Raw genomic sequence first — 14,547 nt, forward strand, 5'->3', positions numbered from 1 at the left:
CGGTCCTCGCCAACGACATTTTTTTAAAGCCTGCTCAAGCAAACTGGGGTCTGTTTCTGACGGTTTTTCTTTCCAGAGTTTGAAGTAGTAATAAACCGTGCTTTTTGGGGGAAAATCGCTGGGCAGCATATCCCACTGACAACCGCTCTTGAGCAAATATAGCAAGGCACAAAATACCTCGTAGACATCGACTTTTCTGGGGCGTGTGCGTTTCCTCTTGCTGAGCAACAGGGGTTCAATTTCCATGAACACTTCTCGACTAATGTCACTGGTATAAACTTTTCTCATCCCGCCAGTTTACATGAAAAACTATTCAGGTTTAAAAATATTCTGAATAGGTTCTTATCTTGTTACCGGTTCGGAAAAGGGGGCTTTAAATCGTTACTTATCGGGAGAAATACATTTCACTAAATCAATTTCATTAGAATCTTTTGAATCATTGAAAAAAACAATGAGTGACCAAATAAATATATCACCTAAGCTTGGAAGCTATTTCTACGAATTTAATAACAAGAAACCACCATTTGATAATATTAAAGTAAGACAAGCACTAAACTTAGCCGTAGATAGAGAAGTTATTGCATATAAAGTGTTAAGGCAGGGACAGAAACCGGCATATACGATTATGCCACCAAATATCGGAGGGGTAAATTTTACAGAACCGGATTATGCTTCGTGGACACAGGAGCAGCGTATTGCCAAAGCAAAAGAGTTACTGAATGAAGCAGGATTTGGCAAAGATAACCCTCTGAAATTTAACCTTCTCTATAATACTCATGAATCGCATAAAAAAATTGCTATTGCAGTGAGTTCTATGTGGAAAAAGGACCTTGGCGTTGATGTCGCTTTGCAAAATCAAGAATGGAAAGTAATGCTAGATAATATGCATCAAGGAAAGTTCGAAGTGATCAGAAGAGCCTGGATTGCGGATTATAATAGCCCAATGACATTTTTAGATATGTATAAGTCAGGGCAAGTCAAAAATACAGCATTATACGAGAATAGTGATTACGATTTTTTAATTAAAAAAGCCGGAGAGTTTAATGATAAATCATACCAGCAGCAAGGACTGGATCTTATTACCCAAGAATCTCCAGTGATACCTATTTATTATTATGTTAATGTCAGACTGGTAAAGCCCTATATTGGAGGGTTTTATGCTAGCCCGACGGGATATGTATCGACAAAAGATCTCTATATTATCAAGTATGAAAAATAAGTATACTCAATAAATTTCAAGCTGCATCTGATAAAGTTGCAGCTTGAAAATAAAAAATATATACCCAATGGATTTCAAAAACCAGTGCGCCGGTAAGCGATCGAGAAAATAATAATTTTTAAATTTATTAAGACCAATGACCGCTACCTTTACCTACACCTATCATTGGTTTTCCAATTCCTTCAAAAGACCCAACAGGTAAATACGATGAATTTAAAAAGGTTATAGAAACTCCACCTGCTGTATCACCTATAATATAATTATTTCCTTCTTCAATAAGTGTGTCAATATCAGCTAGAATATAACCAACAAAGCTTGATATACCTAATGATTCGACTCCCCAAGCTGCCCCTTTAAATTTTTTTCCAATATCAAGAGATAATTCAAGAGTTGTGTAAAAAATATCACTATCTAGATATGCGGTGCCCGAATAACTACCCAGACTAAAGTTTAATAATTTTTCTTTAATATTATTAATGGTGTTGTCATCTAGTTTTCCAGCCAGGATTTTGGTGATGTTTTTGAAGGTTTCTAACCTATTTTCTATAGAGAATGAATTTTTCATAAAATTAAACCTGTGTGTTTTTTAGTAATGAATTAATTAAATAATATAATGAATTACTAGTTTATAGCTAAGTGTTGATTTCATTATTTTATATTAACAATAATGCGTTATGGAATTTTATCAAAAAGGTTTTTTATTTATTATAAATATAGATTACTCTCCGTCTTTTAGTTGTATTTAATAGGATTTACTTTCCACGAAGGTATAGATTTAAACCTATTTAAATGTGAATGTTTATAGTTGATGCTTTAAATATTACTTATACTAAAAGTATAGTATGTGTAATAGTATTTTCAACAAAAAATAAATTTTTTGGGGCTGTCCTAGATAATAGCTAAATATTTTACTTAACTATTTGTTTTAAAATAGTTAATTGTTTTTTATCCCCGGAGTGTTAAATCGCCACCCACATTCCTTCAGATATAGGTCAAAATGAGCCTCGCAGCTAACGATTTTGTCAGATAGGTTGCACGAAGCAGCTGTAACAGTGGCTAGCCATCAGTTCATGTTGAATTCCCTTTTGCCATTGACTGACTGTCTTTTTTCCCCCACATGTGGGGACCCTGTATTTATCTCATTCGCGTTATTGACGATATTTTATTTTAGCCCCAAATTAGATGGTGGTGGTTGAGGTCTCGATCGTATCAAAGTTGTTTTTTTAGCTTCTGGCAATTGGATCGTTCAGATGATTGCCAAACTTTAGTCATTCATGTAATTAAGTCAAAACCCGAAACTCTGGCGCTAATTGGCTGAAACCCAATCCATTATTTTTTTCTACCTTAATTTGAACAGGGATACGCTCTTTTAATGCCTCTACATGGCTTATTATCCCAATAGTTTTCCCTGACGCATTAAGGTGATCCAAAGCATCCAGAGCGATATCAAGAGTTTCAGGATCCAGTGTGCCAAAACCTTCATCAAGGAACAAAGATTCTATCTGTGTTTTGTTGCTCACCAGATCAGATAAGGCGAGAGCAAGGGCAAGGCTGACAAGAAAACTTTCCCCACCGGAAAGGGTTTTGGTATCCCGAACTGCATCCGCCTGCCAGATATCAACAACTTGTAATTCCAACCCGCCATCATCTTTACGTTGTAAGTAGTAACGACCATGTAATTTTTCCAATCGGATATTTGCCAGATATACAAGATGATCTAATGTCAGCCCTTGGGCAAAACGACGGAATTTAGCGCCATCAGCGGAACCAATAAGATTATTGAGATAACTCCAGTCATTATAATTTTGTTGTGAGAGTGCGATTTGCGCCAGTAATTGTTGTTGTTGTTGTCGGCGGGCTGCATCGCTGTTGAGCAGGATTCTGACCTCGCCTTGTTGCTGGTTATTGTGTTTTAACTTAGCTTCAGCCCCGGTCTGCATGGTTAATAATTGCTCGGCCTCATACTGCTCAGACAATTGCGGCTGTGTTTCCGTATGCTGCTGTAATGCAACTTCAGATCCATGATGCCGGGTTCTGGCTTGCAATTGTTGTTGTTCAAGTTTTTCTTGTAACTGTTGCAATTTTTCCCGTTGTTCCGGCTCCAATAAAACACGCTCAAAGGATGGTTGATCAAGAAAACCTTGTTGTGCTAATCCGGACTGGAAGTGCTTAACGGCAAGTTTATAGCTGGATTCGGCTGAGGTATGGCTTTTTTCAATTTCACTGGCAGCGCCAGTTAATTGGCTCATTTTATTTTGTAATTGTTGTAAGTGAAAAGCAGCCTGTTTGTAAGCAGTTTCAAGTTCATTGGTTTTTTGTTGTAAGCCCTGATGAACGTCAGTAATGGTTTGCTCACCAAATAAATTGTGACGTTCCTGACGGGTTTGTTCCAATAACTGTTTTTGTTGCTGTTGTTGCTCATTCAAGCCATGAAGGTGGATGGCAAGCTTATTTTTTTGCTTTTCCAATTCATTGAGTTGGCTTTGCAGGGCTGCTTGTTCTTTTTGTAGTTGCTGCCATCTTTCGCGTGAATCGCGGTAATTTTTTAATTCTTGTTCACGTTGTTGCAGCCAGTTTTCTGCTTCTTGGTAAGAAGGCAGTGTGAAAGGCGTCGATTGCAATTCAGTATTTAATTGTTGTGCTGTTACCGCATAATCAGCTTCTGTCTGACAAATCTCTGCGGTTTTTTCTGACAATTTTTTTTGAGCGGTATCCAGCTTGAATTTAGCCAGTTCAATATTCTTTTCGTATGCTTGAGATTGTTCACGGTTGGCGGTTAGCGTTTTTTCCGCTGTTTGATAGATTTTTTCTGCCTGCGAAAGTGCTTGCTGTTGGCTCAGATATTGCTGATAAGCGAATTGTCGCTGGCTGATAAAGTGATTAACCGATTCTGTATCCATCAGTAAGTCAATGGACTGTAATAACTGGCAATGATGCTCCCACTGTTTAGTGAATCCCGTCAATGTATCGTTGAATTGCGCGATATTTTGCTGCAATTGTTCGCAATGTTGTTGCTGGATCTGCTGTTTTTGCTGTAGCGCTGTCCGATTTTCTTGCAGTTGCCCAATTTGTTGGCGCAGGCTTTTCAATCGTTCCTCTGACTGCGGCAAGGCAATACTCTGGTATTCACTAATTAGGGGATGATGAGTTGAACCACAAAGTGGGCAGGATTCCCCTTCTTTTAATAGTGCTCGTTCTTTTTCCAGACTGACAATCCGTTGTTCTAAACGTATACGATTGTCGAGATCGTCATAATGTTGCTGTTTTTCTGCTAATTGTTGGTTGGCAGTGGCGATCTGATCCGGCAAGAGCTTGAGGCACTCCTGAGATTGTATCAGTTTGGTTTGATAGTCAGCGATCGCTCTGTCTAATTGCTGGATCTGGGGCAGTAAGATCTCCAGTTGATTCTGTGATGTCAGTTGTTTCTGATAATTTTCTATATTTTTCTGTAACTGTTCCAACGGATGCTTTTGTTGCAAAACAGTAAGTTGGTTTTCAACCTTGATAAGGTTATTGCGCAATATTTGGTTTTGTTCTTGCTGTTTAGCCAATTCTGCATTCAGCTTGTTTAAATGATTGGTTTCGTGAGTGATCTCTCGGGTAATTTGCTGGGTATTTTGCGTGAATTGGTTTATTTTCGTCTGTCGTTCTTGCTGACGGGTAATTAATTGCTTCCATTCAGGCAGCTTGCTGTCCAAATTGTGGTAATAGGGATGTTGCTCGTAATAGGACTCCAGCTTTTTCTGCTCTTTATTCAGTGTGGTTGTATGATCTTGCGTGGTTTGGTGCTGGATTAGGATGTCAGAGTACTCGCGGTTTTGTCTGGTTATTTCTTTCTCAAGTGCCAGTCGTTCTTTTGATTGAATATCAATTTTATGATCGAGTGGCATTACTTGCTCTGAGATGAGCTTTTCCTGCTGATTTTGGAATTGTTGATGCTCTTCCCGCGTTTTTTCTGAATGAACCAATAGCTGTTCCGCAGGTTGCAGTAATGCTTGCTGCTGCCGGCGCTCATTTTCTATTTTTGTATGTTGCTCAATAAGCCGCTGTTTTTCATCAAGAGTACGATTTTGGGCATCCCATAATGAACGGATTTTTTCTGCGGGTTCGCTGTCTGCAAGTTGTTGTAATTGGGGATGTGCTACCTGAATAGCCTGCTCAGCCTGTTGCAAAAGTGACGTATTATGTGACAGTGATTGTTGAAGTTCATTGCGTCGGTAAAGCCACTGTTCAGCTATTTGTAATGCTTTTATTTGCTGGCTGAGCTGGATTTCTTCTGTAATAAGCTGCTGTTGTTGGCTTTGGTATGCTTGTTGCTGTTCTGGTGTGAGCAATTCAATAGAAGATGCTTTGGCTTGCTGAATATTGAGTTCAGATTGTGCTTCTTTATGGCGCTGATAAATTTCCTGGGACAGGATGCCGTAAATTTCTGTTCCAGTTAGTTCTTCAAGAAGGTCTGCCCGATCTTTATCTTGTGCATTCAGGAATGCGGCAAAATTCCCCTGTGATAAGAGAATGGATTTAGTAAAACGGCTAAAATCCAGACCTGTTATTTCGGCAATTTTCTCTTTTTTATCCCGGATCTTATCTGCCAAAATCTTACCGCTTTTTTTATCTGCCAATTCAACCTTCGGCTCCTGAAGTTTGCCATCAGCTTTATTGCGGGCACGGCGTTGGCTCCAGAATGCCCGATAAGCGATACCTTTGACTTCGAATTCCACCTCAGCAAGACATTCGGCAGTATGGTGCGTCATTAATTCATTTTGGGTTGTGGAAATAGTCTCTAATCGTGGTGTTTCATGATAGAGAGCAAGACAAATGGCATCCAGCAAGGAGGTTTTGCCCGCGCCGGTTGAACCCATAATGGCAAATAATCCGTTGCTGGCAAATGGCTCTGCTGTAAAGTCAATTTTCCATTCTCCTTTCAGGGAATTGATATTTTTCAGTCGTAAGCTAAGAATTTTCATGGAATTTGTTCTTTTTGTTAGTGCTGAGAAATATCATCCAGCGTTTGCTTAAATAGGGTAGTCAGGCGTTGTTTTTGAGAAAGATCGTCCATTTCGGCCAGTGCCAGACGCCGTTCAAAAACTTCTTCCACACTCAGTTCAGTGAGTGTTTCTTTATTTTGTTCAGACAATGACAGTTGACGGGCGCTTTTGCTGCGGCGTAGCAGGATAATTTCCACAGGCAACCCTTCGCTCAGAGTTTGGATGCGCTTTTGGATATCGTGAAGATAATCTTGGGTTGCAACTTCAATATCGAGCCAAACAGGACGTTCTCCTTGATACTCTTTGAACGCCTGCAATTGTTCTTCTATTTGCGTAAGGTTGCCACGAATAAGCTGCATAGGCTGATAGCGCGGAATCGGCAAGAGTGTAATGCTCCCGAGTTTATCTGCCTTAAAGTCAACCAGACACACACTTTTTTCCTGATTTACCTCATCAAAACTCAGGGGAATGGGGGAGCCACTGTAGCGAATGTGCTCTGATTTTCCGATGACCTGCGGACGGTGGATATGCCCGAGTGCGATATAGTCAGCAGGCGGGAATGCCTGTGCGGGAAAAGCATCCAGCGTGCCGATGTAAATATCACGAACAGAATCCGTGGTAGAGGCGCCCACGGTGGTAAGATGCCCGGTAGCAATGATTGGCAAGGGTTGAGCAAGTTGTTCCCGCAATGCACAGGCCTGTTGATAAAGTTGGTGATAGTGTTTGGTAATGGCATCCTGTAACGTTTGCTGTTTTTGAATGCCAGACTGCCCGGCCTGACTGGTCATGATATCCCGTGGACGAAGGTAGGGGATCGCACAGAGAACTGCCCCCGGATTACCATCCTTATTATTCAGTACCTTTACTTGCTGTTCTGTGCTTTCGGGTTCAGCACTGGCAATCACCGTCGTATTCAGGTAGGAAAGCAGGGCTTTTGATTCATTGAGCGTGGCGACGGAATCATGGTTTCCCCCGAGAATGACTAGCTGACAGCCTGTAGGCTGTAGCGCTACGATAAATTTATTGTAAAGTTCACGGGCATAGCTGGGAGGGGCACCTGTATCAAAAATATCTCCGGCAATAATTAATGCATCAACCTGATGTTGTATGATTTTTTCAATAAGCCACTGTAAAAAATGCTTATGTTCCGCAGCACGGTTCTTGGTAAAGAAATATTGGCCAAGATGCCAGTCCGATGTATGAATGATTCGCATATTTTATCACCTATGCTCTCTCTTACCCATGATAAGCGCTAATTATAATGGGTGTATAAGGGATGTCCTGCGCAATTTGATTTGCATAATTGAATTTTCGAGCAAGTTCGCATTTACAATTGAAATATGACAAAAGCGTAATGCATTCACTGTGAATGAGTTTGCAGCTTGATAATTGAGGTATAAGGGTTTTCATAAAATTGTCATAAAATTGACTCATAATGACACAAAGTGAATGTTGCTGACTTCAATGATATTGGCAGGATCAACCATGGTTAAACGTATTTTGGTAGTTGAAGATGAAGTACCGATTCGTGAAATGGTTTGTTTTGTACTGGAACAAAACGGTTATCAGGCCGTTGAAGCCGAAGATTATGATACGGCAATAGGGAGGTTATCAGAACCTTATCCCGATTTAGTGTTATTAGACTGGATGCTTCCCGGAGGTTCGGGGATACAACTTATTAAGCAAATGAAGAGGGATAATAATACCAAAACAATCCCTGTCATTATGGTAACAGCGCGCGCAGAAGAAGAAGATCGGGTGCGTGGGCTTGATATCGGGGCTGATGATTATATCACTAAGCCCTTTTCACCCAAGGAATTGGTTGCTCGCGTTAAAGCTGTTCTTCGGCGAATATCGCCTATGGAGGTTGATGAGGTTATTGATATGGATGGGTTAACACTGGACCCATCATCTCATCGTGTTTCCAGTCAGGGGCAGAATGTGGAAATGGGACCAACTGAGTTCAAACTTCTCCACTTTTTTATGACTCATCCAGAACGGGTTTATAGCCGCGAGCAGTTACTTGATTATGTGTGGGGAACGAATGTTTATGTGGAAGATCGCACTGTTGATGTGCACATCCGACGTTTGCGTAAGGCTTTAGAAGTCGGTAAGCACGACAAAATGGTACAGACTGTTCGTGGCACAGGATATCGTTTTTCTACCCGTTATTGACGGTGCTGAATTCGTTTATTGTTGATTGGTCATGTTGGTTTGAATGACTGTAACTGAGTAGTGGGTGGTTTAATGTAATAGAAGTTTCGGGTAATAATGTTTTCATGCTGGAGAAAATAGTGTGCTTGAGCGTTTATCTTGGAAAAAATTGGTCTGGGGCCTTGTGCTTTTTTGTCTGCCTGCGGTCATTTTGTCTCTTTTTGTCGGTCATCTGGCATGGTTACTCGTTATTGCACTATTTCTGGCACTGGGATGGCATGGCTATAACTTGCTGAAGTTATCCGATTGGCTATGGCTGGATCGCAGTTCGTTACCTCCTGCGGGGAGAGGGGGATGGGAGCCTATTTTTTATGGTATCTATCAGATGCAACAGCGTAATCGTAAACGGCGTCGTGAACTCGCGTTATTGATCAAACGGTTTCGCAGTGGCGCAGAATCATTGCCGGATGCCATCGTGATACTTACTACGGAAGGTAACATTTTCTGGTGTAACCGCTTAGCCCAACATTTACTTGGGTTTCGCTGGCCGGATGATAATGGTCAGCATATTTTCAATTTACTTCGTTACCCCGATTTTAGCCGCTATATCATGGCAAATGATTTTTCCCGTCCTTTATCCATTGAGCTGAATAACGGAAATATGATGGAGTTTCGATTCATGCCTTATTCAGAAAAGCAGTTATTGATGGTGGCGCGTGATATTACTCAAAAAAGATTGTTGGAAAACGCCAGACGGGATTTCTTCGCCAATGTCAGCCATGAGTTAAGAACGCCACTCACCGTGCTTCAAGGCTATTTAGAGATGATGCAGGATCAAGAGCTTGATAGTAAGGCCAGCCAGAAAGCTGTCAGTACCATGCAGGAGCAAATCTGGAGAATGGACAGTCTGGTTAAGCAACTGCTGCATCTTTCCAAAATTGAAGCAGGACCACAAGTTGACATGAATGAGATTGTTGATGTTCCCGCTTTCTTGACTTTATTGCAGCAAGAAGCATTAACCTTGGGAAATAATCAGTACGATATTGTGTTTAATATCGATGAAAAACTGAAAGTTTTTGGAAATGAAGATCAGTTGCGCAGTGCTATGTCGAATCTTGTCTATAACGCCATCAACCATACTCCTTTGGGAACAAGAATTGAAGTGAGTTGGCAAAGTGTCTCTCAGGGGGCGCTGTTTAAGGTGGAGGATAATGGCGGTGGGATTGGTGCGGAACATTTACCACGCCTGACAGAACGTTTTTACCGCGTAGATCGTGCACGTTCGCGGCAAACGGGCGGTAGTGGGCTGGGGCTTGCGATAGTGAAACATGCCCTGCATCACTACAATACTCATCTCGACATTTCGAGCGTATTAGGAAAAGGTTCTACTTTTAGCTTTCTATTGATATCTAGACTTATCGTTTTATCTAAAAATAGTTTATATAAAAAATAATAAGTTACATGGAATTAAATGGTAACAAAACGGAAAAATGATTTATTAATCAATATGACTGAAAAAAGTACAAATCATATAGTGTGTATTCAATGATAGATAACAATAATCACTAATTTTAAAAATTAGTTTGGAATATTATTCTGGTTTTTGGTTTGTCGCTTGCCTTTTGACACTATAAAAGTTTTACTTGGGGGCAGTTGTTGGCGATTCTAGCTATTATTATCACTATCGTTCTGTATCTTGCGATTATCAGTGAATATTATGTTGATCACTGACTGTTACATCAGAATTCAGTCTCGCCGGTGAAAATTCAAGTGCTTGCGTTAGTTACTATCACGCATGCAATTCTTTTGGCAAAAATACATTAATAATAATTATGGCACACCGTTTATCATCTAAGGATATTTGGGCATTAGGCTTTATGACCTTTGCCTTGTTCGTTGGTGCGGGAAATATTATTTTCCCGCCTATGGTTGGCTTGCAGGCAGGAGAACATGTTTGGATAGCAGCTTTAGGCTTTTTGCTAACGGCTGTTGGCCTGCCAGTCATCACCGTAATTGCTTTAGCAAGAGTCGGTGGAGGTATTGAAGCACTCAGTTCGCCTATTGGTAAAACTGCGGGTCTGATTCTGGCAACTGTTTGTTATATGGCTGTCGGCCCTTTGTTTGCAACACCAAGAACCGCCACAGTTTCTTTCGAAGTAGGTATTGCACCGCTTACGGGCACAGGAGCACTTCCTTTATTCATCTATAGTGTTATTTATTTTGCGTTGGTGCTCCTGATTTCACTATATCCGGGTAAGTTACTGGATAGCATCGGACATATACTGGCTCCGGTTAAAATCCTGGCTCTGGCGATTCTCGGCATTGCTGCTGTGTTATGGCCAGCAGGTAGCCCTATTCCTGCCGTTGAAACCTATCAAGAAATTCCATTCTCAAATGGTTTTGTCAATGGGTATTTGACGATGGATACATTGGCCGCGATGGTGTTCGGTATTATTATTGTCAATGCAGCTCGTTCTCGAGGAGTTGAAGCTTCTACTTTACTGACTCGCTATGCCATGTGGGCAGGTTTGATTGCTGGTCTTGGTTTGGCTCTTGTGTATCTCTCTTTGTTCAAACTGGGGGAAAGCAGTGGCACATTGGTACCCACTGCTGAAAATGGCGCAGTCATTCTGCATGCTTATGTCCAGAATGTTTTTGGTAACTATGGCAGTTTCTTCCTTGCGATACTGATTTTCATTGCCTGCATGGTTACCGCTGTTGGTTTGACTTGCGCCTGTGCTGAGTTCTTCAGCCGTTATTTACCGTTGTCTTATCGTTCTCTGGTTCTGATTCTGGGCACTTTCTCCATGCTGGTGTCTAATTTGGGCCTGAGCCACTTGATTAAGTTTTCAATTCCAGTACTGACGGCAATTTACCCGCCATGTATTGTGCTGGTATTGCTGAGTTTTACCATAGACTGGTGGCGTAACTTTACACGTATTCTGGCTCCGGCCATGTCTGTCAGCTTATTGTTTGGCGTTTTGGATGCAGTAAAATCGTCTGAATATTTGTCCCACCTGTTACCAGGATGGACGAAACACTTGCTATTGGCTGATCAAGGGCTGGCGTGGTTACTGCCTACTTTGCTGTCTATTGTTGTGTGTGCTATCTATGACCGTATTGCGGGAGGCGTTAATCTCCCAAAGTATGAAGTTCAGCATGAAGAAAAGTAGAATAAAATAAGTTCACTACAGGCAGTTATTCGCTAATTTTATTTATAATTCATGCAATGACATTAATGATAAGGGTGAGCATACTTAAGCTCCTCACCCTTGTTTATTTATTCTGATTGTCTTTTCAAGCCATAACTTGCAATTGCTTGCAGATGAAATCAATAGCCAATGGCAGCACCGGCAGGTCGCCGTACGTCATGGGAACCATAGATATAACCTTCACGGACACTCCCGGAGACGGATGAATCAGCAGTAACACCCGCAGCACCCGGTAATCCAATCATGATTAATTCTGTCGTTCCCCATGGGGTCTGTTCGACCATCTTGTAACCCATTTTTTCCAATAAGTTCAGGGTATCTTTCGATAGACCGCGTTTTTCGTAATAAACTTTATCTGGCAGCCATTGATGGTGAATGCGCGGACTGTTGACAGCTTCTTGTGGTGGCATATTGAAGTCAATGATATTCAGGGCACTTTGCAAAGTAATAGAGATAATGCGTGAACCTCCCGGAGAACCCAATACCAAGAAGATTTTTCCATCTTTGGTCACAAGTGTCGGACTCATTGATGATAGTGGGCGCTTACCTGGGGCAATTGAATTAGTTGCTCCTTGTATCAGGTTAGACGCGTTTTTCTCACCTACTTTCGTTGTGAAATCGTCCATTTCGTCATTCAGGAAAAAGCCTGTTCCAGGAGGAATGACAACGGCACCAAAGAATCCATTGATGGTATAGGTCGTTGATACGGCGTTACCGTCTTTATCTACTACGGAATAATGTGTGGTTTCTGGTTTTTCATGAGGAGGGATACCGGGTTGGACATTCTTTGATGGTGTTGCTTTGTTAGGTTCGATCTCTTTCCTAATGGATTCCGCGTAGCTTTTGCTTAACAACCGATCAAGCGGGTTGTTAATAAATGCGGGATCGCCTAAGTAGGTATTTCTGTCCATATAAGCGTGGCGCATAGCTTCAGTCAAGGTGTGAATATAAGCAGCGGAATTGAATCCCATAGATTTAAGATCATAGCCTTCAACAATGTTTAATATTTCACATAATGTGACACCACCAGCGCTGGGTGGCGGGGAAGAGATAAATTTGTAACTACGATAACTACAGGTAACAGGAGCTGTCTCTGTAATATGGAAATTGGCGAAATCTGCCGCAGTAATAATTCCCCCTGACTTTTTCGATGTTTCTTCAACTAATTGAGGGATCTTACCGCGATAAAAAGCATCCGGCCCTTGTTTGGCAATCATTTCTAGCGTGTTGGCCAAATCGGTTTGAATGAGTCTGTCGCCCGGCTCGAATGGTGTACCATCTTTGCGCAGGAAAATACGGGCCGCTTCAGGGTCTTGAGCAAAACGCTTAACTGCTGTGTCCAAAATATCGGTATCGCCACGGGTCAGAATATAGCCTTCACGTGCCAGTTTGATGGCCGGTGCCATGACTTGTTCGCGGCTCAATGTACCGTACTTTTTCAATGCCTCTTCAAAACCCATGACAGTGCCAGGTACGGCAACGGCTTTATAACCATACAGACTGGCACCTTTGATGATATTGCCATCTTTATCCAGATACATATTGGCGCTGGCGGCGGAGGGGGCAGTTTCACGGAAGTTGATGAAGGTATCTTTGCCATTGGCAAGGTGGATAGTCATAAAACCACCACCACCAATGTTGCCACAGCAGGGGTTGACGACTGCTTGGGCATAACCAACGGCAACAGCAGCATCAATGGCATTGCCTCCTATTTTGAGAATATCAATGCCAACTTGTGAAGCAAGGCGTTGTGAACTGACAACCATGCCTTGTCTGGCTTCAACAGCAGGTTCAGTGGCCGCATAAATGGGGGAAGATGCAAGCAAGGATACAGCTATAAATGAAATTTTCCATGCTTTTAACATGTATTATTCTCCTGAATATGGAGTTGTTGTGAATGAATCAGATCATTTGTGATGTTTTTGTTATCAATAACGCGATGCTCGACTTTAACATCTTATAACGTTGGCTTGTTGAAGCCAGTCGCGTTGACTTTTACCTTGTTTAAAATTGGCAAAAATACCCAACGTGTGAGAAAGAAGTTTTCTAGCAATTCGATTACTCAAATGCCACAAATCCCGTGCCCAGCACTTCTCGATAGCAAATTGTCCGGCGAGTTGACCAATCACGGTTTCAATTAAACGGCGTTTGGCGTTAATCATTTTTCTCGTTTCCTTGGGAAGAGGATCATCCATATTGGTACGCATCGAAGTAATCATCTCAATCCCCTGTTTCTTCATTTCCTGCTTAAACTCAATGCCTAAATAGCCTTTATCACCGAGCAGATACCCTTTTATCGGGGCGGCCAAATCCCAGGCGGCTTCACGCTCACTGACACTGGCGGGAGTCAACGTGATCCCTGTTAACACACCCGTTTCATCTATCATCAGATGCCCTTTAAATCCGTAGTAAGTTTCGTTCTTGGCGGCACAGTACCCATAATCGGCTTGCCCTTTAAAGTTGGCGCTCCCTTTAGCTCTTTTGAACCCACAGACTGGCAGCGGAAATCCGTCGATAATATGTACCGGCCTGTCGAAGGCGCCCAATAATATCGCCAGCTTTTCTTGCAGTTTTTGTTTTACAACCCAAAGGTTCGAGGCTTGTTTGGCAAAATTGGCTCGTGAACCGAGTCCTGGAAACCACTCACGCCAATGGTGACAAAAATACGTCCAAATCCCTTTATCTGTTGAAAAACCTAAGTATTCACCGATAACCTCTATCGTGATGACTTCTGCGTCACTCAACCTGGGTGGACTCCCCCGGCTTCTCAATCGTGTGCCTTGCTGTAACTCCATTAAATTATCCGCTACCCAACAAAACACCCAAATGATAAAATCTTGTTGTGACATAGGGACTGTTGATGTTTTAAGGTCATAATTCAATCAACCCACATTGGCAACCAGACAATGATAAACGCCAGTGCCACCATGCTGGCATAATTCCGTTCAAGTTTATCGTATCTTGTTGCTATTGC

The 14,547-nt window shown here is 41.8% G+C and carries 10 protein-coding genes and 2 pseudogenes; 4 read left to right on the forward strand and 8 right to left on the reverse strand.

Annotation, left to right across the window (positions count from 1 at the left end):
* Positions 1-288 (reverse strand): transposase (locus AACQ81_RS17430; RefSeq protein ID WP_237388098.1); only part of this gene is annotated, 288 nt, incomplete at its 3' end.
* A 46-nt stretch (positions 289-334) separates the two neighbouring features.
* On the opposite strand from AACQ81_RS17430, the gene AACQ81_RS17435 reads away from it, so the two are divergent.
* Positions 335-1,219 (forward strand): ABC transporter substrate-binding protein, encoded by an 885-nt coding sequence (locus AACQ81_RS17435; RefSeq protein ID WP_443089569.1) that lies wholly within the window; start codon positions 335-337, stop codon positions 1,217-1,219.
* Positions 1,220-1,346: 127 nt separating this feature from the next.
* Here the strand turns inward: AACQ81_RS17435 and AACQ81_RS17440 are convergent, their stop codons facing one another.
* From AACQ81_RS17440 to sbcD, 4 genes and pseudogenes are all read right to left on the reverse strand, one after another.
* Positions 1,347-1,784: a hypothetical protein gene (locus AACQ81_RS17440; protein ID WP_237388099.1), complete on the reverse strand. Its 438-nt coding sequence runs from the start codon at positions 1,782-1,784 to the stop codon at positions 1,347-1,349.
* A 343-nt stretch (positions 1,785-2,127) separates the two neighbouring features.
* Positions 2,128-2,225: pseudogene (locus AACQ81_RS17445) on the reverse strand (IS1595 family transposase); the annotation flags it as partial.
* A gap of 274 nt (positions 2,226-2,499) precedes the next feature.
* Positions 2,500-6,186 (reverse strand): AAA family ATPase, encoded by a 3,687-nt coding sequence (locus tag AACQ81_RS17450; RefSeq protein WP_237388100.1) that lies wholly within the window; start codon positions 6,184-6,186, stop codon positions 2,500-2,502.
* A 17-nt stretch (positions 6,187-6,203) separates the two neighbouring features.
* Positions 6,204-7,421, reverse strand: coding sequence for an exonuclease subunit SbcD (gene sbcD, locus AACQ81_RS17455; RefSeq protein ID WP_237388101.1), 1,218 nt, complete (start codon positions 7,419-7,421; stop codon positions 6,204-6,206).
* Between the two features lie 271 nt (positions 7,422-7,692).
* Here sbcD and phoB point away from each other — a divergent pair, with 271 nt between their 5' ends.
* From phoB to brnQ, 3 genes are all read left to right on the forward strand, one after another.
* On the forward strand, positions 7,693-8,382 hold the full coding sequence (gene phoB / locus AACQ81_RS17460) for a phosphate regulon transcriptional regulator PhoB (protein WP_237388102.1): 690 nt from the start codon (positions 7,693-7,695) through the stop codon (positions 8,380-8,382).
* Between the two features lie 121 nt (positions 8,383-8,503).
* Positions 8,504-9,814 (forward strand): phosphate regulon sensor histidine kinase PhoR, encoded by a 1,311-nt coding sequence (gene phoR / locus AACQ81_RS17465; RefSeq protein WP_237388103.1) that lies wholly within the window; start codon positions 8,504-8,506, stop codon positions 9,812-9,814.
* Positions 9,815-10,193: 379 nt separating this feature from the next.
* On the forward strand, positions 10,194-11,534 hold the full coding sequence (brnQ, locus tag AACQ81_RS17470) for a branched-chain amino acid transport system II carrier protein (protein ID WP_237388104.1): 1,341 nt from the start codon (positions 10,194-10,196) through the stop codon (positions 11,532-11,534).
* A 158-nt stretch (positions 11,535-11,692) separates the two neighbouring features.
* On the opposite strand, the gene ggt is transcribed toward brnQ, so the two are convergent.
* From ggt to AACQ81_RS17485, 3 genes and pseudogenes are all read right to left on the reverse strand, one after another.
* Positions 11,693-13,438: a gamma-glutamyltransferase gene (gene ggt / locus AACQ81_RS17475; RefSeq protein WP_237388105.1), complete on the reverse strand. Its 1,746-nt coding sequence runs from the start codon at positions 13,436-13,438 to the stop codon at positions 11,693-11,695.
* A gap of 84 nt (positions 13,439-13,522) precedes the next feature.
* Positions 13,523-14,422: an IS982 family transposase gene (locus AACQ81_RS17480; protein WP_237388106.1), complete on the reverse strand. Its 900-nt coding sequence runs from the start codon at positions 14,420-14,422 to the stop codon at positions 13,523-13,525.
* Between the two features lie 29 nt (positions 14,423-14,451).
* A pseudogene (locus AACQ81_RS17485) lies at positions 14,452-14,547 on the reverse strand (IS5/IS1182 family transposase); the annotation flags it as partial.

It is taken from the genome of Xenorhabdus sp. Sc-CR9 (assembly GCF_963897815.1).
In the GTDB taxonomy this organism is placed as follows: Bacteria; Pseudomonadota; Gammaproteobacteria; order Enterobacterales; family Enterobacteriaceae; genus Xenorhabdus.